Annotated in this window: 17 protein-coding genes; 1 reads left to right on the plus strand and 16 read right to left on the minus strand. The window is 73.1% G+C overall.

Annotation, left to right across the window (positions count from 1 at the left end):
- Window positions 1–180: 180 nt before the first annotated feature.
- From ACZ3UD_RS25850 to nrdR, 11 genes are all read right to left on the minus strand, one after another.
- On the minus strand, window positions 181–1,395 hold the full coding sequence (locus ACZ3UD_RS25850; protein ID WP_465592223.1) for a cytochrome P450 family protein: 1,215 nt from the start codon (window positions 1,393–1,395) through the stop codon (window positions 181–183).
- Window positions 1,396–1,501: 106 nt separating this feature from the next.
- Window positions 1,502–2,746, minus strand: coding sequence for a cytochrome P450 (locus tag ACZ3UD_RS25855; RefSeq protein WP_465592226.1), 1,245 nt, complete (start codon window positions 2,744–2,746; stop codon window positions 1,502–1,504).
- Window positions 2,747–2,800: 54 nt separating this feature from the next.
- Window positions 2,801–3,436, minus strand: a complete 636-nt coding sequence (locus tag ACZ3UD_RS25860) for a GTP-binding protein (protein ID WP_465592229.1) — start codon at window positions 3,434–3,436, stop codon at window positions 2,801–2,803.
- The gene (locus ACZ3UD_RS25865; RefSeq protein WP_465592232.1) at window positions 3,417–3,785 is read right to left on the minus strand and encodes a DUF742 domain-containing protein; all 369 of its coding nucleotides are present in this window, start codon (window positions 3,783–3,785) and stop codon (window positions 3,417–3,419) included. The genes ACZ3UD_RS25860 and ACZ3UD_RS25865 overlap by 20 nt, the downstream gene beginning before the upstream one ends.
- Window positions 3,782–4,213: a roadblock/LC7 domain-containing protein gene (locus ACZ3UD_RS25870; RefSeq protein ID WP_465592235.1), complete on the minus strand. Its 432-nt coding sequence runs from the start codon at window positions 4,211–4,213 to the stop codon at window positions 3,782–3,784. The genes ACZ3UD_RS25865 and ACZ3UD_RS25870 overlap by 4 nt, the downstream gene beginning before the upstream one ends.
- Window positions 4,213–6,003, minus strand: a complete 1,791-nt coding sequence (locus ACZ3UD_RS25875) for a sensor histidine kinase (protein WP_465592238.1) — start codon at window positions 6,001–6,003, stop codon at window positions 4,213–4,215. The genes ACZ3UD_RS25870 and ACZ3UD_RS25875 overlap by 1 nt, the downstream gene beginning before the upstream one ends.
- A gap of 273 nt (window positions 6,004–6,276) precedes the next feature.
- Window positions 6,277–6,843, minus strand: a complete 567-nt coding sequence (locus ACZ3UD_RS25880; RefSeq protein ID WP_465592241.1) for a Clp protease N-terminal domain-containing protein — start codon at window positions 6,841–6,843, stop codon at window positions 6,277–6,279.
- A 3-nt stretch (window positions 6,844–6,846) separates the two neighbouring features.
- Window positions 6,847–7,083, minus strand: a complete 237-nt coding sequence (locus ACZ3UD_RS25885; protein WP_465592244.1) for an RNA polymerase subunit sigma-70 — start codon at window positions 7,081–7,083, stop codon at window positions 6,847–6,849.
- A 58-nt stretch (window positions 7,084–7,141) separates the two neighbouring features.
- Window positions 7,142–7,903 (minus strand): SDR family oxidoreductase, encoded by a 762-nt coding sequence (locus ACZ3UD_RS25890; protein ID WP_465592247.1) that lies wholly within the window; start codon window positions 7,901–7,903, stop codon window positions 7,142–7,144.
- A gap of 159 nt (window positions 7,904–8,062) precedes the next feature.
- Window positions 8,063–10,939 (minus strand): vitamin B12-dependent ribonucleotide reductase, encoded by a 2,877-nt coding sequence (locus ACZ3UD_RS25895; protein WP_465592250.1) that lies wholly within the window; start codon window positions 10,937–10,939, stop codon window positions 8,063–8,065.
- A 204-nt stretch (window positions 10,940–11,143) separates the two neighbouring features.
- A complete protein-coding gene (nrdR, locus tag ACZ3UD_RS25900; protein ID WP_380611943.1) occupies window positions 11,144–11,641 on the minus strand; it encodes a transcriptional regulator NrdR in 498 nt (165 codons plus the stop codon).
- Between the two features lie 528 nt (window positions 11,642–12,169).
- Here nrdR and lexA point away from each other — a divergent pair.
- A complete protein-coding gene (gene lexA, locus ACZ3UD_RS25905; protein WP_465592378.1) occupies window positions 12,170–12,865 on the plus strand; it encodes a transcriptional repressor LexA in 696 nt (231 codons plus the stop codon).
- Between the two features lie 89 nt (window positions 12,866–12,954).
- Here the strand turns inward: lexA and ACZ3UD_RS25910 are convergent, their stop codons facing one another.
- From ACZ3UD_RS25910 to ACZ3UD_RS25930, 5 genes are read right to left on the minus strand one after another with little or no spacing between them, the layout of a single operon-like run.
- Window positions 12,955–15,078, minus strand: coding sequence for an ATP-dependent DNA helicase (locus ACZ3UD_RS25910; protein WP_465592254.1), 2,124 nt, complete (start codon window positions 15,076–15,078; stop codon window positions 12,955–12,957).
- Window positions 15,079–15,090: 12 nt separating this feature from the next.
- Window positions 15,091–16,914 carry an IucA/IucC family protein gene (locus tag ACZ3UD_RS25915; protein ID WP_465592257.1) on the minus strand — a complete coding sequence of 608 codons (1,824 nt, stop codon included), beginning with the start codon at window positions 16,912–16,914 and terminating at the stop codon, window positions 15,091–15,093.
- Window positions 16,892–18,286, minus strand: coding sequence for a lysine N(6)-hydroxylase/L-ornithine N(5)-oxygenase family protein (locus ACZ3UD_RS25920; RefSeq protein WP_465592260.1), 1,395 nt, complete (start codon window positions 18,284–18,286; stop codon window positions 16,892–16,894). The genes ACZ3UD_RS25915 and ACZ3UD_RS25920 overlap by 23 nt, the downstream gene beginning before the upstream one ends.
- 9 nt (window positions 18,287–18,295) lie before the next feature.
- Complete coding sequence (locus ACZ3UD_RS25925; protein ID WP_465592263.1) at window positions 18,296–18,922, minus strand: GNAT family N-acetyltransferase; 627 nt, start codon at window positions 18,920–18,922, stop codon at window positions 18,296–18,298.
- Window positions 18,919–20,829, minus strand: a complete 1,911-nt coding sequence (locus tag ACZ3UD_RS25930; protein ID WP_465592381.1) for an IucA/IucC family protein — start codon at window positions 20,827–20,829, stop codon at window positions 18,919–18,921. The genes ACZ3UD_RS25925 and ACZ3UD_RS25930 overlap by 4 nt, the downstream gene beginning before the upstream one ends.
- Between the last annotated feature and the right edge of the window lie 210 nt (window positions 20,830–21,039).

Raw genomic sequence — 21,039 nt, forward strand, 5'->3', positions numbered from 1 at the left:
GCTCACACCGGTGCCCCGGCCACGACCACCGGAAACCGACGATCACCCCCGAGCAAGCCCGAAGGAAGCCCAGAGGGGCCCGGAGGGGGCCCGGGGGCGGGGGAAGCCCCGGAGAGGTCCCGGGGGAAGCCGACGGCCACGCCCGGAACCCCGGACAGGGCCTGCAGCTCCGACGAACCGTCAGAACAGTCGGACGGGCAGCTCCAGCAGGCTGTTCACCACCAGCGACGGGCTCGGTCGCAGCCCGGTGTCCGGCACCGCCAGCGACAGCGCGGGGAAGCGCTCGAACAGCGCCGGCAGCGCGACCCCCGCCTCCAGCCGGGCCAGCGGCGAGCCCGGACAGACGTGCGGGCCATGGCCGAAGGACAGGTGCCGGGTCGGGTCCCGGGTGATGTCGAACAGCTCCGCCGTCACCCCGTGCTGCAGCGGATCCCGGCCGATCGCGTTGTACGAGACCAGCACCGGCTCGCCCGCCGGGATCACGGCCCCGTCGACCTCGATGTCCTCCGCCGCGAAGCGGAACAGGAAGTTGCTGGTCGGCGGCGTCCAGCGGAGCGACTCCTCGACCACCGCGCCCCACGAGACCTTCCCCGCGCGCACCAGCTCCAGCTGGTCCGGGTGCGTCAGCAGCGCCCGCACCGCGTTGCCGATCAGGTTCACCGTGGTCTCGTGACCGGCCGCGATGATCACCCGCAGGGTGGCCGCCGCCTCCGCGTCGGTGAGCGCCCCGCCCTCGGTGTCCGCCGCCAGCAGCACGCTCGCCAGGTCCTCGCCCGGGGCCGAACGGCGCTGCGCCACCAGGTCGTTGACGAAGGCGTTCAGCCCGGCGACGGTCGCCTGGATGCCGGCCGGATCGGGCTTGATGCCGAAGAACCGCTCGTACAGGTCGCGCAGCACCCCGTGGTCCGACTCCGGCACGCCCAGCAGCGAGCAGATCACCGTCATCGGCAGCGGGAAGGCGAAGGCCGTCTTGAGGTCGACCACCGGCTCCCCGGCCGCCAGGCCGTCCAGCAGCGCGTGGGTGATCTCCTCCACCCGCGGGCGCATCAGCTCGACCCGGCGCGGGGTGAAGGCCTGCGCGACCAGCGCCCGCAGCCGGCGGTGCTCGGCGCCGTCCGTGGTCACCATGCTCGGTCCCGGCACCGCCAGGCCGATCAGCGGCCAGGTCTTCGGCACCTCGCCGCGCTGGTAGGCCGCCCAGTGCCCGGCGTCCTTCACCAGCCGGGCGTCGGTGAGCAGATCGCGCGCGGCCGCGTGCCGGGTCACCGCCCAGGCGGCCACACCGCCGGGCAGCACCACCGGCACCACCGGGCCGGCGGCCCGCAGCAGGGCGCCCTCGGCGGCGTTGTCGCGGGCCAGCGGGTCGAGGGCGATCGGGGCCGGGGCAGCGGTCATCGGCGTCAACTCTCCTAAGCGCAGAGGGACTTGGAACGATTGTGCACGCCCTGTGGATCTTGGCTGGCCCGACGGAGATCCGCAAGACGCGCGCTAGGAAACGTTCTTAGGCCGGGTGTCCCGGAGTGAACGAGACCGGCAGCGCGACCAGTCCGCGCACCCAGGCCGAAGGCCGCCACACCAGCGCGTGCTCGGCCACCGCCAGCCGCAGGTCCGGCAGCCGGTCCAGCAGCACCTCGATCGCGGTGGTGGCGATCACCTCGGCCGCCTCCTGGGCCGGGAACGGGCAGCCGTGCTCGCCGTACGAGTAGCTCATGTGCGCCCGGTTCCCCTCCGCCGGACGCCCGTCGGCCTCCCGCACCAGCGGGTCCCCGTTCGCCCCGGCGAAGCCCAGCAGGACCATGTCCCCGGCGGCGATCCGCTGGCCGCCGAGCGACGTGTCCTGGGTGGCCCAGCGACCGGCGAAGATCTGGACCGGCGTGTCCTCCCAGAGCGCCTCGTTGAGCGCCTGGCTGATGCTGCGCCGACCGCCGGCCAGCGAGGCGGCGAAGCGCTCGTCGGTGAGCATCAGCCGCAGCGCGTTGGAGATCCAGTACGAGCTCGGCTGGTGGCCGGAGATCAGTAGCACCCGCAGGTCGCGCATGATCTCGTCGTGCTCCAGGCCCGCCGGGTGGGCCAGCATCCGCGAGGCCACGTCCTCGCCCGGGTACTCGGCCTTCGTCCGGACCACGTCGAGCATCAGCTCCAGCAGCCGCTGGGCTGCGGCCGGCGCGCCCTGTCCGCCGTCCAGCATGGTGAGCACCGCGTCGACCAGCTCCGGCGCCTGCTCCTCGTCCAGACCGAACACCCGGCAGAGCACCAGCAGCGGCATCAGGTGGGCGTACTCGGCGACCAGGTCGGCCTCACCGCGCCCGGCGAATCCGTCGATCAGCCGGTCCGCGACGTCCTCGCCGTGCTTGCGCAGCTCGTACGGGTCGATCCCGGCCAGCGCGTCGGTGACCGCGCGGGACCTTCGGACGTGCTCCTCGCCCTCGGTGTACAGCATCGACGGCACCGGGGCCATCATCGGCTTGAGCGGCCAGTCGGCGGGGACGGAGTCCCAGAGGCGCCAGCGGCTGGAGTCACGGCCGAACAGCTGCGGCTGGCCGGTGACCTGCTGCAGCTCGCGGTAGCCGATCACCAGCCAGGCGGGCACGCCACCGGCCAGCTCGACCGGGGCGACCGGGCCGTGCGCGGCGCGCAGCTCGCGGTAGAGCTGGGCCGGGTCGGTCTGGAAGCGCGGCCCGTACAGCGGCGTGGCGCCGGCGTGCGCCGGGCAGCCCGGGGGCGGGGTGGCGGCGGGCTGGGTCACGGGGTGCTCTCCTCGAAGATCTGGGTCACGGGGTGCTCTCCTCGAAGATCTGGATCACGGGGTGCTCTCCTCGTAGATCGCGTCGGATGCTCCGGCGAGGGCGGCCAGGTGGTGGACCAGGTCGATCAGCACCCGCTTGCCGGACTCGCGGTCGCGGGCGTCGCAGTCCACCAGCGGCACCTCGGCCGGCAGGTCCAGGGCCTCGCGGACCTGCTCCAGGGTGTGGGTGGGCTCGCCGAAGTTGTTGCGGGCGACGATGAACGGGGTGCCGTGGTGCTCCAGCCGGTCGATCGCGTACCAGGACTCCTCCAGCCGCCGGGTGTCCACCAGGACGACCGCGCCCAGGGCTCCGCTGAACAGGCGGTCCCAGAGGAACCAGAAGCGCTCCTGCCCGGGCGCGCCGAACAGGTAGAGCACCTGGCGCTCGGACAGGGTGATCCGGCCGAAGTCGAAGGCGACCGTGGTGGAGCGCTTGCCCCAGGTGCCGGCCGGGTCGATGCCCTCCCCCGCCCGGGTCATCACCTCCTCGGTGTTCAGCGGGCGGATCTCGCTGACCGAGCCGACCAGGGTGGTCTTGCCCACCCCGAAGCCGCCGACCACGACGATCTTCAGCGCGTTGTCGGCGGTCGCCCGCAGCGGGGTGCGCACCGCGGGCCGGGTGTCCTGGAGGTCAGAGCCGTTGGAGGCCATGCAGCACCTGCTTCAGCGTGTCGAGGTCGGGCAGCCGGGCCTTGTTCGGCGCGAACCTGGGGTGCCGGGCGGTGACCGCCCCGGACTCCAGCAGGTCGCCGAGCAGGATCTTCACCACCGAGACGGGCAGCGACAGCTCCGCCGCCACCTCCACGACGGCGGTCGGGGCGTCGCACATCCGCAGGATCCGGGCGTGCTCCGACTGCATCCCGGGCGCCGGCTCCCGCTCCGCGACGATCAGGGTGACCAGGTCGAAGGCGTTCTCCGGGGCGCGGCTGCGGCCCCCGGTGATGGTGTAGAGGCGGTCCGGGTCGTCGTCCCGGCCCGGCAGCACCGGCCCGCCGTTCATATCCCGGCGCTCTCTTGTGTGGCGGCTTCCTCGCTACGGGCGGGTGCGTTGAGGTGGACCCCGATCTGCTCGATCAGGCCGTGCATGTTGTGGCCGACCACGCCCACGTCCGCGTCGTCGTCCGTGACCACCGCGAGGTGCGCGCCCTCACCGGCCGCCACGATGCACAGGATGCCGCCGTGGAACTCGGTCATCGACTGCCGCACACCGCCGCTGCCGTCGCCGAACTCGATCGAGGCGCCGTGCGCCAGGCTCTGCAGACCGGAGGCGATCGCGGCCAGCTGGTCGGCCTGGTCGGCGCTCAGCCCGGCGGTGTGGCAGAGCTTGAGGCCGTCGGCGGAGAGAACCAGGGCGTGCCGGGTGCCGGGGGTTGCCGCCAGCAGGTTTTCCAACAGCCAGTCGAGGTCGCGGTCGGTGGCGCTGCTCATCAGGAGTCCTTCTCGGTGACGACGGGGGAAGCGTCGGGCGTGGTGTCGGTGTCCGCGGTCGGCGTCGCCGCGGGTACGGGCGTGGCGACCGGTGTCGGCACTGCGGCCGGTACGGGCAGAGCGGCCGGTACGGGCACCGTCGGCTGGGCGGCCCGGCGGAACGCGCCGAACCGGGCGGCGGCGCCCGCCGCGTCGGTCCGTACGGCCTTCGCGGCCGGGGCCCCCGCGGGGGCGGTGGTGGCCAGCGTCTGCCCGCGGCGGCGCTGCGGCAGGCCGCTGTCGGTCACCCGGGCGGGCGCGGACGGGGTCTGGGCGGGGACGGCGGGCGCCGGGACCGCCGTGGCGGCCGGTACCGCGACCGGGGCGGCGCTCGGCACGGCGGGCACGGGCGGCAACGAGGCGGGCGCCGGGCGGGCGGGGGTGAGCGCGGGGCGCGTGGACTCTGCGGCCGGCGCGGGGGCCTGGACGGGCGCGGGGGCCTGGTGGGTGACCAGCTGCTGCGGGATCAGCATCACCACCCCGGTGCCGCCGCGCGCCGACGGCCGGAAGGAGATCTGCAGCCCGTGCTTGCGCGCCAGCATGCCGACCACCGCGAGGCCCAGCCGGGTGCCGGCGGAGAGCGTGGTGAGGTCCTGCGGCTCGGCGGAGACGGCCCGTTCGGCCCGGCGCAGCCAACTGTCGCTCAGGCCCAGCCCGCTGTCCTCGACGGTGACCGCCAGACCGGCCGGCACCTCCTCGACGTAGACGTGCACCTCGGCCGGCGGGGCGGAGAAGTTGGTGGCGTTGTCCAGCAGTTCGGCCAGCGCGTGCATCACGCCCTCGGCCGCGAACCCGGCGACCGCGGCGGTGCTGGCGTTGTGCAGCCGCACCCGCTGGTAGGCGCCGATCCGGCCGAGTGCGCCGCGCAACACCGACTCCACCGCGATCGGCTTGGCCCAGCGGCGGCCCGAACGGGCCCCGGTGAGCACCGCGATGCTGTCCGCCATCCGGCCCGCCTGGGCGGTCGAGTGGTCCAGGCGCAGCAGGTCGCCGAGGACCTCCTCGTCGTGCCGGTGCTGCATCTCGCGCAGCTCGGCGTGCATGCTCGTGGCCAGCGCCTGCACCCGCCCGGCGGCGGTCGCGCAGACCGCGAGCGCGGCGGCCCGCAGCCGCTCGCCCCGGCCGATCTCCTCGCCGACGGCGCGCAGCAGCGCGTACTGGGGGTGCTTGCGGTGGGCGGCCAGCGCACTGTCCACGGCCGCGCCCCCGCGCAGCTTCTTCACCACCTCGGGCAGCACGCCCTCGGCGATCCGGTCCAGCTCGGCGCGCTCGGTGGCGGCCCGCTCCCGGGCGGCCTCGGCCTCGGCCCGCTCGGTGTCCAGTTCGGCGCGCAGCCGGTCCAGCTCGGCGTGCGCGGCGGTGACGTCCGCCTCGGCCCGGGCCTGCTCGGCGCGGGCGGCGTCCCGTTCGGTCTGCGCGGCGGTGGCACGCTCCTTGGCGGCCGCCTCGGCCTGCCGGGCGCTGCCGGCCACGACCAGCGCCGTCATCGTCTCCCGGTGCTGCTCCTCCACCGCCTCGGCCAACCGGCGGGAGCGCTCGGCGCCGGACGCGGCCAGGCCGACCGCGATCAGCCAGAGCACCGCGACGGCGCCCACCGCGAGGGCGGTGAGCGGCTGGTGCGCGCCCAGGGCCCGGCCGACGCCGACCGGTGCGGCGACCAGGGCCAGCAGGACGGCGGCCGCCGTGAGGGCGACGGTGCGCGGCGCGGGTCGGCGGCGCGGTCGACCGTCGGGGCTGGTGGCTTCTCTCATCGGGGCGGTCCTCGGCAACGTCGGCGGGCGGCGGCGCGGGCGGCGGGTCGGCGACGGCTGCGGCCGCCGACAGCTGGTCGGGCGCATACCAGACCGCCCGGTGGCGTCGTGAAACGCCTCCGGGCGGCTGATCGGTTCACGCTTTCGGCCGATCATATCGATTCAGACATTGGCCTCAAGCCGCTAGTTGACGGCCAATCTCCTTCATTCACGCCTCGCACACCGGTCGGCGACACAACCTACGCCCCACCGCAGGCCCCACCGGGGCCGGGCTCAGGCCAGTTCGGCCTCCACCGCCCGCCGCACCGCCGCCGGGTCGAGCCCGTGGTCGGCGATCACCCGCGCCCCGAGCCCCTTCCCCTCGCGCAGCACCCCGAGCAGCAGATGCCCCACCGCGATCTCCCCCGACTTCATCCGCAGCGACTCGCGCAGGGACAGCTCCAGGGCCTTCTTCGCCCGGGCCGCGAACGGGACGTGCCCGCCTGCGGCGCCGCCGGAGCGGAACCAGCCCCGGCGCTTGGGCTCCTCCTCGGGCGGGGCGTCCAGCGCGCCCTCGCCGAAGACCGACTCGACCGCCTCCCGCACCGAATCCAGGTCCACCCCGATCGAGGCCAGCGCCTGAGCCTGATCACCCTCCCCCAGCAGCCGGCGCACCGCCCGCAGGGCCGTCCCGTGGTCCAGCCCGGCCTCGGTGAGCACGGCGACCGCCGGGTCCTCCGGCCGCGCCAGGATCGCCAGCAGCAGGTGCTCCGTCCCGACGCAGCCGTGCCGCAGCCCCCTCGCCTCCTGCTGCGCGGCGACCACCACCTGCCGCGCCGCGTCGGTGAAACGCTCGAACATCGCTCAGTCTCCGTCCTGGTCGCCCTGGGTAGCGCGCTTCGCGTACTTCTTGTGCACCGCCTGCCTGGTCACTCCGAGGCAGACCGCGATGTCCTGCCAGGACCAGCCCTGCGACCGGGCGTTGCCCACCTGCAGGGACTCCAGGCGGTCCGCCAGATCACGCAGGGCGCGGACCGCCCGGAGCCCCACGGCGGGGTCACGACTGCTCGCGGCGGCCGCGAGCTCTCCGCTCTCGCTCATGCCGTCAACTTTGGTTGACACCTTCGAGAATGTCAACCCTGGTTGACGACTGCGGAACTCACCCGAACCGCCGCGCCAACGCCTCCTCGAAGGTCCCCCGACCCACCGCCCGCTCCGGCGCCGTGAGCCCGCCCGCCCGCAGCGCCCGTCCCACCGCCCCCGGCACCCGCAGCGGCAGCAGCACCCGCCGCCGGCCCACCGCCCGCAGGTACGCCTCGGCCAGCTCCCGGTACGACCGCGCCTGCGGCCCGCCCACCTCCGGCGCGAACCCGGCCGGCTCCCGCCCCGCCAGCTCCACGACCTGCGCCGCCACCTCCCGGACCTCCACCGGCTGGATCCGGGCACCGCTCACCACCGGGAACACCGGCAGCTTCGCGCTCAGGTCGAAGGCCTTGAACAGCAGGTCGTGGAACTGCGTCGCCCGCAGCACAGTCCACCCCAGCCCCGACTCCCGCACCACCCGCTCACAGCCCAGCTTCGCCTTGTAGTACGCGATCGGCACCCGGTCGATCCCCACGATCGACACGTACACCAGGTGCCGCACCCCGGCCTGCCGGGCCTCCGCCACCAGCCGCCCGACCGCCGCCACGTCCTGCTTCCCCTGCGTGGTCGCGCAGTCCAGCACCGTCTCCACCCCGGCCACGGCCTCCGCGATCCCCGCCCCGCTCACCAGGTCCCCGACCACCCACTCGACCCCGTCACCCGCCTCCCGCGCCCGTCGGCTCAACCCCCGCACCGCCACCCCGCGCGCCACCGACAGCCGCACCACCTCCCGCCCCAACGTCCCCGTCGCCCCGGTCACCAGCACCGTCCCCGTCACCACACCACTCCTCTCGGGAAAAGCCGTCACCCCCTACGGACCGGACACCGCCCGCATCCGTGACATCGGCATCCCGGGAACGCGAAAAAGCGGGGCGAGGACCGTGAAGTCCTCGCCCCGCTTCAGCGATTCACCTCACCGAGGTGAACACCGGGTTCGTCAGCTGCAGCCGCTGGTGGAGCCGCAGCCCTCGCAGAGGTAGCAGCTGCCGGCGCGGCGCATCTTGGTGCCGCAGGAGAAGCAGAGCGGCGCGTCGGCGTTGAGGCCGAGCTGGATCTCCATCAGCTCCGTGGAGTTGTGGGCCTGCTTCGGGGCCGCCTTGGGCGCCTCGACAGCCGGGACCGGGGCCGGCTTGGAGGCCACCGGGGCGGACTGGGCCAGCGACTCGGTGTCGAGCTCCTCGGCCTCCAACGGCTCGTAGGAGCCGGTCTCCAGGTGGCGCGTGCGCTCCTCGACGGAGTGGATGCCGAGCGCCGAGCGGGTCTCGAAGGGCAGGAAGTCCAGCGCCAGGCGGCGGAAGATGTAGTCGACGATCGACTGGGCCATCCGCACGTCCGGGTCGTCGGTCAGGCCGGCCGGCTCGAAGCGCATGTTGGTGAACTTCGAGACGTAGGTCTCCAGCGGCACGCCGTACTGCAGGCCGACCGAGACGGCGATGGAGAAGGCGTCCATCATGCCCGCGAGGGTCGAGCCCTGCTTGGACATCTTGAGGAAGACCTCACCGAGGCCGTCGTCCGGGTAGGAGTTGGCGGTCATGTAACCCTCGGCGCCACCGACCGTGAAGGAGGTGGTGATGCCCGGGCGGCCCTTGGGCAGGCGCTTGCGGACGGGGCGGTACTCGACGACCTTCTCGACCACGGCGGCGGGGGTCTCCTCGGCCTTGGCCTCGGAGTCCTTCTTCTTGGCGGAGAGCGGCTGGCCGACCTTCGAGTTCTCGCGGTAGATGGCGAGCGCCTTGACGCCCATCTTCCACGCCTCGAAGTAGATCTCCTCGACGTCCTCGACGGTCGCGGCGGCGGGCATGTTCACCGTCTTGGAGATGGCGCCGGAGATCCACGGCTGGATCGCCGCCATCATCCGCACGTGCCCCATCGGGGAGATGGAGCGCTCACCCATGGCGCAGTCGAACACCTCGTAGTGCTCGGTCTTCAGGCCCGGCGCGTCCACCACGTTGCCGTGCTCGGCGATGTGGGCGACGATCGCCTCGATCCGCTCATCCTGGTAGCCGAGGCGCTTGAGGGCGCGCGGGACGGTGCCGTTGACGATCTGCATCGAGCCGCCGCCGACCAGCTTCTTGAACTTGACCAGGGCGAGGTCGGGCTCGACGCCGGTGGTGTCGCAGTCCATCATCAGGCCGATGGTGCCGGTCGGGGCGAGCACCGAGGCCTGGGCGTTGCGGAAACCGTTCTGCGCGCCGATGCGCAGCACGTCCTGCCAGGACTTGTTGGCCGCAAGCCAGACCGGGGCGTCCAGGTCGTCGAAGGAGACGGCGTCCAGCGAGGCGTCGGCGTGCTGCTTCATGACCTGCTGGTGGGCGGCCGCGTTGCGGGCGTAGCCGTCGTACGGGCCGACCACGCCGGCGAGTTCGGCGCCGCGGCGGTAGGCGGTGCCGGTCATCAGCGAGGTGATGGCGCCGGCCAGGGCGCGGCCGCCCTCGCTGTCGTAGGCGTGACCGGTGGCCATCAGCAGGGCGCCGAGGTTGGCGTAGCCGATGCCGAGCTGGCGGAAGGCGCGGGTGGTCTCGCCGATCTTCTCGGTCGGGAAGTCGGCGAAGCAGATGGAGATGTCCATCGCGGTGATGACCAGCTCGACGACCTTGGCGAAGGTCTGGGCGTCGAACGAGTCGTCGTCGCGCAGGAACTTCATCAGGTTCAGCGAGGCGAGGTTGCAGCTGGAGTTGTCCAGGTGCATGTACTCCGAGCACGGGTTGGACGCGTTGATGCGGCCGGACTCGGGGCAGGTGTGCCAGCGGTTGATGGTGGTGTCGTACTGGATTCCGGGGTCGGCGCAGGCCCAGGCGGCCTCGGCCATCTTGCGGAACAGCTTCTTGGCGTCGACGGTCTCGATGACCTCGCCGGTCAGCCGGGCGCGCAGGCCGAATTCGGTGCCGTTCTCGACGGCGGTCATGAATTCGTCGTTGACGCGGACCGAGTTGTTGGCGTTCTGGTACTGGACGGACGCGATGTCGTCGCCGCCGAGGTCCATGTCGAAGCCCGCGTCGCGCAGGGCGCGGATCTTCTCCTCCTCCTTCACCTTGGTCTCGATGAAGGCCTCGACGTCCGGGTGGTCGACGTCCAGCACGACCATCTTGGCCGCGCGGCGGGTGGCCCCGCCGGACTTGATGGTGCCGGCCGAGGCATCGGCGCCGCGCATGAAGGAGACCGGGCCGGAGGCGTTGCCGCCGGAGGAGAGCAGTTCCTTGGAGGAGCGGATGCGGGAGAGGTTGAGGCCGGCGCCGGAGCCGCCCTTGAAGATCATGCCCTCTTCCTTGTACCAGTCGAGGATCGACTCCATGGAGTCGTCGACGGACAGGATGAAGCAGGCGCTGACCTGCTGGGGCTGCTTGGTGCCGACGTTGAACCAGACCGGCGAGTTGAAGCTGAACACCTGGTGGAGGAGGGCGTGGGTCAGCTCGTGCTCGAAGACGTCGGCGTCGTCCTTGGTGGCGAAGTAGCCGTGCTTCTCGCCGGCCGCGCGGTAGGTGAGGACCACGCGGTCGATGATCTGCTTGAGGCTCCACTCGCGCTGCGGGGTGCCGACGGCGCCGCGGAAGTACTTGGACGTGACGATGTTGACGGCGTTGACCGACCAGAAGTCGGGGAACTCGACACCGCGCTGCTCGAAGTTGATCGAGCCGTCGCGCCAGTTGGTCATGACGACGTCGCGCCGCTCCCAGCGGACCTCGTCATAGGGGTGCACGCCAGGGGTGGTGTAGATGCGCTCCATCCGGAGACCGCCCTTCGGGGCCTTGGCGCCCTTGGCCGCGGCCTTCTCGGACTTCGACCCGCGTGCGGAACCGCTCGTGGTGTCTGTCACTTCTCGCTCCTCCTCCTGGGCAAACGCCCGACGTGCCCCGAAAAATCCGGGCACCGCTGGTTCGTTCTTCCGGTGTGCGGGCAGGCGGAGACCTCGCCCGCTTACGCACGGTTCGTAGTGTTCCGTGCCCCGTTTTCGGGCACGCGTGGGCCCCGTGGGGCCATGTGGTGCTGGCCGGAGGGCCCTCGTGGGGCCCGGCGCCGCCTAGGGCGCGGTGGCGGGAACGGGCACGGGGGTGCCGTCCGCCTCGGGGACGGGCCGCTCGGCGCGGAGTTCCGCGATGGCGGCCTCGAAGTCTTCGAGTCCGTCGTACGCCTGGTACACGCTGGCGAAACGCAGGTAGGCGACCACGTCGAGTTCCTTGAGCGGGCCGAGTATGGCCAGCCCGACGTCGTGGGTGGTCAGCTCGGCGTTGCCGCTGGCGCGCACGCACTCCTCCACCCGCTGGCCGAGCTGGGCGAGGGCGTCCTCGGTGACCGGGCGGCCCTGGCAGGCCTTGCGGACACCGGTGATGACCTTCTGCCGGGAGAACGGCTCGGTGACGCCGCTGCGCTTGATGACCATGAGCGCGGCCGTCTCCACGGTGGTGAAACGGCGGCCACAGTCCGGGCACTGCCGACGACGGCGGATGCAGCTGCCGTCCTCGGTGGTCCGACTGTCGACAACGCGGCTGTCGGAGTGCCGGCAGAAGGGGCAGTGCACCTGGGGATCCCTCCCTGGCAGGACGTGCGGACCGGTTGAGTCTAAGCGATGCGCCCCCGGCCTCGGCAAGCTGATCATGCGGCGCGACCACTAGTACTGGGCACGGAGAGGACTCTAGCCACTACATGTAGGCCTCAGGGGGAAGCGACACCCCTGGCGTGTCGGCGCCGATTAGACTTCCGGAGTCGACATCCGGTCGAACATTTACTCGATGTACAACAAAGCCTTGATCGAGTCAGCCAACTCCCGAATAATTCACTCGAACGTGTGTTTGGCGCAACCTTTCGATAGGAGGTGCGTTGGGCTGGAAAAGGGAGAGGACAGCCGTCGAGAGGGGCCGCCGTGAACACCATCAAAACCAACACCATCCCGGTGCAGGAACACTCCCAGTTCAAGGTGGGGCAGCGCACCACGAATCAGCAGAGTGTGGACATCAGCATGGACCGTAGCGAAGACCACCGCCTCTCCGGCGCGGCCCTCTCCACCGTGAGCCGCGTTCCCGACCAGCCGATCGAACACTCCCCCGCCATGGACGACACCCACCCCTCCCCCTCCCGCGCGATGCCCGGACGCCCCCCCGGCATCCGCACCGACGAGGCCGGCCTCACCGAGCGCCAGCGCCGGGTGATCGAGGTCATCCGCGACTCCGTCCAGCGCCGCGGCTACCCGCCGTCCATGCGCGAGATCGGCCAGGCCGTCGGCCTGTCCAGCACCTCCTCCGTGGCCCACCAGCTGATGGCCCTGGAGCGCAAGGGCTTCCTCCGCCGGGACCCGCACCGCCCGCGCGCCTACGAGGTCCGCGGCGTCGAGGTGGCCCGCCCCAACACCGCCGAGACGGCCGGTCGCCCGTCCACCTCCTACGTGCCACTGGTCGGCCGGATCGCCGCCGGCGGTCCGATCCTGGCCGAGCAGACGGTCGAGGACGTCTTCCCGCTGCCCCGCCAGCTGGTCGGCGAGGGCGAGCTGTTCGCGCTCACCGTGCGCGGCGACTCGATGATCGAGGCGGCCATCTGCGACGGCGACTGGGTCACCGTCCGCCGCCAGCCGGTCGCCGAGAACGGCGACATCGTGGCCGCGATGATCGACGGCGAGGCCACCGTGAAGCGGCTCAAGCGCGAGGACGGCCGGATCTGGCTGATGCCGCACAACCCGGCGTACGAGCCGATCAACGGCGACAACGCGACCATCCTGGGCAAGGTCGTCGCGGTCCTACGCCGCCTCTGAGGCGCTCCCGGGCGCGGAACGGGAAGGGGCTCCACCGTCAGCGGGGAGCCCCTCCGTCGTCGCGCGGGTGAACGCGGTGGCAGCGGCCCTCAGCCCCGCTTCACCACCGGCCGCACCGGCGCCGCCGAGGCGTCGATCGCCGCCAGCGATCGGCGCACCTGGTTGCGGTCCGTGGTGTACCAGAACTCCGGCATCGAGGACCGGAAGAAGCCCCCGTACCGCTTGGTCTCCACCCGAGGGTCGAGCACCGCCACCACGCCCCGGTCGTCCGCCGCCCGCACCAGCCGACCGGCGCCCTGCGCCATCAGCAGCGCCGCGTGCGTCGCCGCGACCGCCATGAAGCCGTTCCCGCCGTGCTGTTCGACGTCCTTCTGGCGGGCGCTCATCAGCGGGTCGTCCGGTCGCGGGAAGGGGATCCGGTCCATCACGACCAGCTGGCAGGCCGAGCCGGGCACGTCCACGCCCTGCCAGAGCGAGAGGGTGCCGAACAGACAGGTGGTCGCGTCCGAGGCGAATTCGCGGATCAACTCGCCCAGGGTGTCCTCCCCCTGGAGCAGGATCCGGTTGTCGAGCCGCTCCCGCAGCGCCTCCGCGGCCGTCTGGGCGCCGCGCATCGAGGAGAACAGGCCCAGCGTCCGGCCGCCGGCCGCGCCGATCAGCTCGGCCAACTCGTCCAGCATGTCCGGGCGTTCGGGGTCGCGCCCGGGGTCGGCGAGGTGCTTGGCGACGTACAGGATGCCCTGCTTGGGGTACTTGAACGGCGAGCCGACGTCGATGCCCCGCCAGTACGGGACGGAGTCCTCCCCATGGGGGGACTCCCCGAAGCCGGGCTCCGGGTTGTCGCCGGGCGTGCGCTCGTCCGGCAGTCGGGTCTCCTTGGGCAGGCCGAGCGAGCCGGCCACGCCGTTGAAGTCCCCGCCGAGCTTGAGCGTGGCCGAGGTGAGGACGACCGAGCGCTCCTTGTACAGCCCCTCGCGCAGCAGTCCGGAGACGCTGAGCGGGGCGACCCGCAGGGAGGCGGTGCCCAGCCCGTAGCGGTCGCTGCGCTCGATCCAGACCACGTCGTACTCGGAGTCCTCCAACAGCCGGTCGGCGGTCTCGTGCAGCGTCTCGGCCGAGGCCATCGCCTGCTTGCGGACCGCGTCCTCGTCGCTGAGCCCCTTGTCCCGGGTCTCACCGAGCGAGGTGATCACCTGCCGGGCGGCGTCCCGGATCGCGGTGACCGCGTACGCCAGGTACTCGGGCAGCTCCTCGACCCGGCCGGGCTGGGCGGTCTCCATCAGGCCGTGGTAGTTCTCGGCGGCGGCCTGCAGCGCGTCCACGGCCTTCTCGTTGGCCAGCCGGGCCGCCCGCTTCACCGCCCGGTTGACCGCGCCGACGGTCAGCTCGGCGGTGGCCGCGCCGGTGACCCGGTTGACCAGCTCGTGCGCCTCGTCCACGATCAGCAGCCCGTGCTCGGGCAGCACCGGCGCGCCCTCGATCGCGTCGATCGCGAGCATCGCGTGGTTGGTGACCACGACGTCCGCCAGCTTGGCCCGCTCCCGCGCCTTCTCCGCGAAGCACTCCTGCCCGTACGCGCAGCGGGTCGCGCCCAGGCACTCCTTGGAGGTGACCGACAGCTGGGCCCAGGCCTTGTCCGAGACGCCGGGGCTGAGGTCGTCGCGGTCCCCGGTCTCGGTCTCGTCCGCCCACTCCCGCAGCCGCAGCACCTCCTGCCCGAGCTTGCCGGTGGGCCCGCCGAGCGCGTCCACCGGGTCGAACAGGCCCTCGCCCTCGTCGCTCGGGGTGCCCTCGTTGGCCCGGTGCAGGCACAGGTAGTTGGAGCGGCCCTTGAGCATCGCGAACAGCGGGCGGCGGCGCAGCACCGGGTGCAGCGCGTCGACCGTGCGCGGCAAGTCCCGCTCCACCAGCTGGCGTTGCAGCGCCAGGGTGGCGGTGGCGACCACCACGCGGTCCCCGTGGGCGAGCGCCGGCACCAGGTAGGCCAGGGACTTCCCGGTGCCGGTGCCGGCCTGGACGAGCAGGTGCTCGCTGTGGTCGACGGCGTCGGCGACGGCCTCGGCCATCCGCATCTGGCCGGGGCGCTCCACGCCGCCGACGGCCGCCACCGCGGCGTGCAGCAGTTCGGGGATCCGCGAGCGCGGGACGGCGACGGCTTCCTCGGCCTCGTCGCCGAGGTCCGTCGCGGGCAGGGGTTCGGAGTCGTTCGTCATGGCCCTTCCACCCTACGGGGCGGGGGTGACAATCCGGTCCCACCCAGCCGGAAGGCGCACGTCCACGGCGACCAGCGCGTTCGGCACCGTCCCGTGCCGGGCCGCGTGCGGGCGGTGCGGGCGGTCCTGGTAGCCGTCCAGCAGCAGCCGGTTGCGGTTGAGGCAGAGCCGGGTGATCCGGGGCCGGAACAGGTCGAACAGCTCGAAGCGCTCGCGCAGCTCGGGGAAGCGGTCCTGGTAGCGGTGGATCTCGGCGCGCAGCAGGGCCCAGAACTCGGTCTCGGGCAGTCCGGTCTGCGCCTCCAGCAGCGGGGCGAGGTAGCGGAAGACGCCGATGAACAGCCCGGAGTGGATGAACTGGCAGAGCCCCTGCGGGCTGTCCCGCAGCAGCACGTCGGCGACCTCGGCCGGCAGGTCTCGTAGCTCGGGCAGGTCCTGGTCGCTGAGGTTGACGTCGTCGACGAAGTCCTTGACCGCGAGCCGGGTCGGGGTGCCGCGGTCGTCGAAGACCACGATGGCGTTCTCGCCGTGCGGGGAGAAGACCAGCCCGTAGCGGTAGAGGAAGTGCAGCAGCGGCGGCAGCATCGCGGCGAACAGCCGGCCGGTCCACTCGGCGGGGGTGAGGCCGGAGCGGGCGATCAGCTCGGCGGCCAGCGCCCGCCCGTCCGAGCCGGTCTGCAGCAGCGCGGCCAGGGTGCGGGCGCGCTCGTCCGCGGCGAGGAAGGGGCCGAGCGGTTCGCGCCAGATCGCGCCGAGCAGCTCCTTGTACTGGTACGGCGATTCGGGCATCTCCCGGTAGACCGGGTGGTCGACGGTGACGGAGGCGATCTCGCCGAGCAGGATCACCCGGCACTCGTCCCGCAGATACGGGTCGGCGTCGCGCAGCCCGTGCAGCCAGGCGGTGACGGCGGGCGCGGCGAGGGTGCGCTCGACCGGCAGGCCGCGCCAGACCAGGGTGTTGAGGATGGACAGCGGCAGCTTGACGGTGCAGCGCTCGGGGTGGGCGGTGTTGAAGAAGGAGCGGATGGACTGCTGGGGCAGCCGTGGGTCGCCGTCGGAGGGCAGCGGGACGATCTCGCCGGAGGCGATCCAGGGCGCGAACAGCGGCAGGATCGTCTCGTCCCACTGCCAGGGGTGGACGGGTAGCAGCAGGTAGTCGTCGGCGTCCGCGCCGAGTGGGGAGCGCAGCGCGTCCGGGTCGTCCAGTTCGCGGGCGTACAGCTGCTCGGGCTGTTCCAGGCCGGGCACGCCGCGGTACTGGGCGAGCCGGCGGTGGACGGCGATCCAGGGCAGCGGGCGCGGGCTGCGGGCCTCCGGGGTCCAGCGGGCGGCGTCGGCGCCGGAGAAGCCGATCCGGCCCTTGTTCGGGACGATCCACGGGTGGCCGCCCTGCCGCCCCTCCAGCGCCGGGTGGTCGAGCTCGGCGAGTTCGGCGGCGGTGAGCGCGGTGGCGAGCTGGCGGGCGTCGGCGGTCAGGGTGGCGGAGAGTTCGCGGATCAGGTGGGCGGTGGTCTCGCCGCGCATCCCGAGGGTCTGCCGGGCGTACGGGAGGAAGCGCAGCGGGTCCAGGCCGTCCGGGCGGGAGCAGCGGATGGACTCCGGGTCGACCTGCCAGCCGCCGTAGGCGCCGCGGCGGGCGGTGAAGCGGTACTCGGCCTCGGGCAGCTTCAGCAGGTACTCGCCGTCGAGGGCCCCGGGGACGGGCGTGAGCAGCTCCTCGTAGGCGAACTCGCCGAACATCTTGGCCAGCAGGGCGCGGCCGGCTCGCTGCCAGTGCCCGGCGGTGAGGTGCGGGGGCAGGTAGAGCGGCGGTTCAGCGGCCGACGGTTGCGGCACGGGTCAGCTCCTGGGGACGGGGGACGACGGGGGTGGGCGGTGCGGCGCGACCGGCGGGGGCGGGCGGCGCGAAGCCGGTCCAGGCGGTGCGGTCGGGCAGTCGGTGGACGGTGCGGCCGGTGACGGCGTTGAGGATGACGGCGGCCCGGTGGGCGCCGAGTCCCAGGTCGGGGGTGCCGACGCCGTGGGTGTGGAGTTCGGCGTTCTGGACGTAGAGGCCGCCGGTGAGCTCGGGCCGGGTGGCGACCCGGTGGTCGAGGTCGACCCGGTAGCGCCCGGCCCCGTCCCAGTCGATCAGGTGGGCGAGCGGTTCGAGCGCGGCCGGACGGGCGGCGCGGTAGCCGGTGGCGAGCACCACCGCGTCGGTGCGCAGCAGGTGCTCGGTGCCGGAGTCGGTGTGCCGGCAGTGCAGTTCGAGGCCGCCGCAGGGGCCTGGGCGGGCGTCGGTGACGGCGGTGCCGGGGGTGATCTCGACCGGGGCGGTGTCGATCGGGCGGCCGATGGTGCGCTCGTAGAGGTGGTCGTGGATCTCGGCGAGGGTCTCGGCGCTGGCGGCCTTGTGCAGCTGCCACTGGGCGGTGACCAGGGCGTCCCGGACGGGCCCGGGCAGGCCGTGGAAGTAGCGGGTGTAGTCGGGGGTGAAGTGCTCCAGGCCGAGCTTGGAGTACTCCATGGGGGCGAGCGCCCGGGTGCGGGTGAGCCAGCGCAGCCGGACGCCGTCGTCCTCGTGGCGGCGGAGCAGGTCGAGGAAGACCTCGGCGCCGGACTGCCCGCTGCCGACCACGGTGATGTCCCGGGCGCCGGCCAGGTCGGCGCGGCGGTCGAGGTACTCGGCGGAGTGGAAGGCCGTCGGGTGGCCGGCCAGCCCCGCGAAGGCCTCGGGCAGTACGGGCCTGGTGCCGACGCCGAGCGCGAGGTTGCGGGCCCGTACGGCGGAGCGCCGGCCGGTCGCGGTGTCGGTCAACTCGACCCGGTAGCAGGGGTCCTCCCAGTGCAGCGCGGTGACCTCGGTGCCGAAGCGGCAGTTGGCCAGCCGCTCGGCGGCCCAGCGGCAGTAGTGGTCGTACTCGCGGCGGGGCAGCTGGAAGCGCTCGGCGAAGTAGAACGGGAACAGCCGGTCCTGGGCGCGCAGGTAGTTGAGGAAGGACCACGGGTTGGTCGGGTCGACCAGGGAGACCAGGTCGGCGAGGAAGGGCACCTGCATCCGGGCCCCGTCCACCAGCATCCCGTGGTGCCAGCGGAACTCCGGGCGCTGGTCGCAGAAGAGCGTGCGCAGGCCGGGTACGGGTTCGGCGAGTGCGGCGAGCGAGAGGTTGAACGGGCCGATGCCGACGCCGAGCAGGTCGTAGGGCGGGGGTGTCGAGGTGTCCACAGGGTTGTCCTAGGCAGGAGTCGAGTCTCGGTCGCGGACCATCAGGGCGGCGCGCTTGTCGGGCAGGTGGAGTTCGGCGGTGGCCCGGAATCCGGCCCGCTCGAAAGCCCGGACCGAGCGCCGGTTGCGGACGTCCGGTTCGGCCACCACCCGTTCGCAGTACGGTCGTCGACTGAGGATCAGGTCTGCGAGGGCGGCCAGCAGGTGACCGCCCAGGCCCCGGCCGCGGCTGGCGGCGGGGCCGAGCAGCAGGTGCACGCCGGTGTCGTGCGGCCGGGCCGGGTAGTGCCCGGAAAGGGGGTCGAGGTCGGCGCGGTAGACCTCCCAGTAGCTCATCGGCGCGCCGTCGAGCAGGCCCAGGCAGGGCACGCTGCGGCCGTCGCCGTCGAGTTGGGCCCGGACGTGCCGTTCGGTGACGGCGGGCGGCCCGGCGAGCTCCCAGAACTCGTCGACCTCGGGGTCGTTCATCCAGCCGGCGAGCAGTTCCAGGTCGGCGGGCATCCGGACCGGGCTGAGCCGGAACTCGCCGACCGGGGTGGGGACTTCGCCCCACCTGGACAGGTCGTCCAGCAAATTGTCTCCGCCTCGCTCCGCCCGGCGGGGGCATCCGCCCACGCACACCTCTTCTTGGTTCACTCGCTTCGCTCGCTCACGACCCCCGCCACCGGGTTGGGGATGTCCACGTACACGGACTGGGTGGCGACCGGCCCGACCAGTTCGTCCAGGCCGTTGATCCGGGTGAGCAGGTTGGCCTTGCAGGGCAGGGTGGGCGCGTCCAGCAGCAGCGCGGGCAGCGCCGAGCCGGTGGCGGTCGCCTGCGGGCCGGCCAGGAACCGGCGCAGCGCGGCCAGCAGCACCGTCTCGTCGGCCAGCCCCTGGGAGCCGAGGGCGCCGATCAGGCCGAGGACGTGGTTGATGCCGAGGTAGTAGGCGAAGTGGTGGTCGATCACCGGGTCCGGCAGGAAGGTGTCGCTCTCCGCGCCGAGCCCGGGCAGCCGGGCGGTGAGCCGCTCGGCGGCGCTCTCCCGGTAGTAGTAGCCCTGGTTGTCGCGGTAGCGGCCGCCACAGGGCCAGCCCTCGGCGTCCAGCAGCACGATGCTGTTCTGCTGGTGCGCCTCCAGGGCGATGCCGCCCCGGCCGTCCAGCCACAGGACGGGCAGCACGACGGCGTCCAGGTAGCGCAGGAACCATTCGGCGGCCACCGTGCGCAGCGGGCGGCCGGTGTGGGCGGCGAGCGAGCGCAGGGTGTCGCCGAGCCGGGACGGCACGGTGGCGCCGGTGCCGAGCGGCTGTTCGGCGACCAGGCCGGCCACGCACAGCGCCCGGTCGGTGGGCGCGAAGGGCTGGGCACGCAGCACGGTGTCCAGGCCGCCGGGGTCGCCGAGGTCGGGGTGGTCGACGCCGATCCAGGCCGGGTCGCGGACGATGTCGAAGCCGGGGTGGGCGGCGCGCCACTCGGCGGCCAGCCCGCTCTCCAGCAGCCGGTGCATCTCCAGGCCGCGGTGCAGTTCCTTGCGCAGGTTCTCCCGGCGGGAGTTGGTGATCCGCAGGCCGAGCGAGAGCTTGAGCATCCACGGCGTGCCGGGGCGGTAGACGGTGCGCACCGAGGAGGTGGGGTACCAGGGCTCGCCGGCCGGGCCGAGGTCGTGCAGCAGCCCGTCGGCGAGGAGGGCGGCGACGGCCGGGCGGTGGGCGAGTTCGCGGGCCTGCCAGGGATGCAGCGGCAGGGCGGCGGTGCCGGACGGCAGGGCGGTGCGGCCGCCGAGCAGGGCGGCGGTGAGCCGGTCGGCACCGTCGGCGACCGCGGAGCCGGCCGCGAGCAGTTCGCGGTCGACCGCGAACCAGTGCAACTGGAAGGAGCCGTGCAGTTCGGGCGAGTAGGCGGCGCTCTGGGCCGGGCCGAGACCGTCGCGGCTCTTAGGGGTGGGGTGCAGCGGGTGGCCGAGCAGCAGGGACTGTTCAGCGGCCAGGAAGTGCGACCGCTCCGGCCCGCCGGGTTCGGCGGCGGTACGGCGGTGGGCGAGGATCTCGGCGGTGCGCACCACCGAGTCGGCCACCCGGGCGGCGAGGTCGGCGACCTGCCCGGGGTCGGGCCGTTCGGCGGCCGCGGCGGCGAGCAGCGCGGCGGCGGTGACGGCGTCCACCGGGGCCTCGGCCCCCTCCCCCACGACACCGCCCTCCCCGGCCGAGAGCGTGGCCGGGCCGAACCGGTGCCAGCCGCCGGGCGACCAGTAGCGGACCGACGCGGTGAGCCGGGCGGCGCCGCCGAGGACGTCGATGCGCAGCCGCCCGTCCGGCCCGGGCCGGGCGTCGGTCTCCCGCGTCCAGCAGCGCAGCAGGCCCTCCAGGGCGGCCTGTTCGGCGGCGACGGCGGGATCGGGGTGCAGCAGCGGGTCGGGCCCGAGGGGCTGGTCCATGAACAGCGGCGATTCGGGCGGGGCTCCGGTGAGGGCGGTGCTCAAGGCTGCTCCTTGGTGCGCGTGGGGGTGCGGACGCGCGCCGGTGGTGGAGAGGGTCGGCGGGCGCTCGCACCGTCGCGTCAGGTAAGGGTTACCTATCCCTGACGGGTGATCACAAGGACGGGTAACTCGTCCGAGTGAAGATCGGGGATTGTCCACCCCGGGGGTGGAAGGCCCTGCTGCGCCGAAGAGGCGCCCGGTCGCGCGTCACGGACCGGTGACTTCCGCCCCGCAACCCTGGGGGCGGCCACGGCCGTCCTGTACGGCGATGGAAGACTCCAGGGCGGTGAGCCG

This window comes from Kitasatospora sp. NPDC023118 (assembly GCF_055560875.1).

Excerpts from the sequence above, each read along its gene's own strand:
- ACZ3UD_RS25865 (WP_465592232.1), bottom strand. The coding sequence starts at position 3,785 with ATGAACGGCGGGCCGGTGCTGCCGGGCCGGGACGACGACCCGGACCGC.
- ACZ3UD_RS25860 (WP_465592229.1), bottom strand. The coding sequence starts at position 3,436 with ATGGCCTCCAACGGCTCTGACCTCCAGGACACCCGGCCCGCGGTGCGC.
- lexA (WP_465592378.1), top strand. The coding sequence starts at position 12,170 with ATGGACGACACCCACCCCTCCCCCTCCCGCGCGATGCCCGGACGCCCC.
- ACZ3UD_RS25880 (WP_465592241.1), bottom strand. The coding sequence starts at position 6,843 with ATGTTCGAGCGTTTCACCGACGCGGCGCGGCAGGTGGTGGTCGCCGCG.
- ACZ3UD_RS25910 (WP_465592254.1), bottom strand. The coding sequence starts at position 15,078 with ATGACGAACGACTCCGAACCCCTGCCCGCGACGGACCTCGGCGACGAG.
- ACZ3UD_RS25875 (WP_465592238.1), bottom strand. The coding sequence starts at position 6,003 with ATGAGAGAAGCCACCAGCCCCGACGGTCGACCGCGCCGCCGACCCGCG.
- ACZ3UD_RS25850 (WP_465592223.1), bottom strand. The coding sequence starts at position 1,395 with ATGACCGCTGCCCCGGCCCCGATCGCCCTCGACCCGCTGGCCCGCGAC.
- ACZ3UD_RS25885 (WP_465592244.1), bottom strand. The coding sequence starts at position 7,083 with ATGAGCGAGAGCGGAGAGCTCGCGGCCGCCGCGAGCAGTCGTGACCCC.
- ACZ3UD_RS25870 (WP_465592235.1), bottom strand. The coding sequence starts at position 4,213 with ATGAGCAGCGCCACCGACCGCGACCTCGACTGGCTGTTGGAAAACCTG.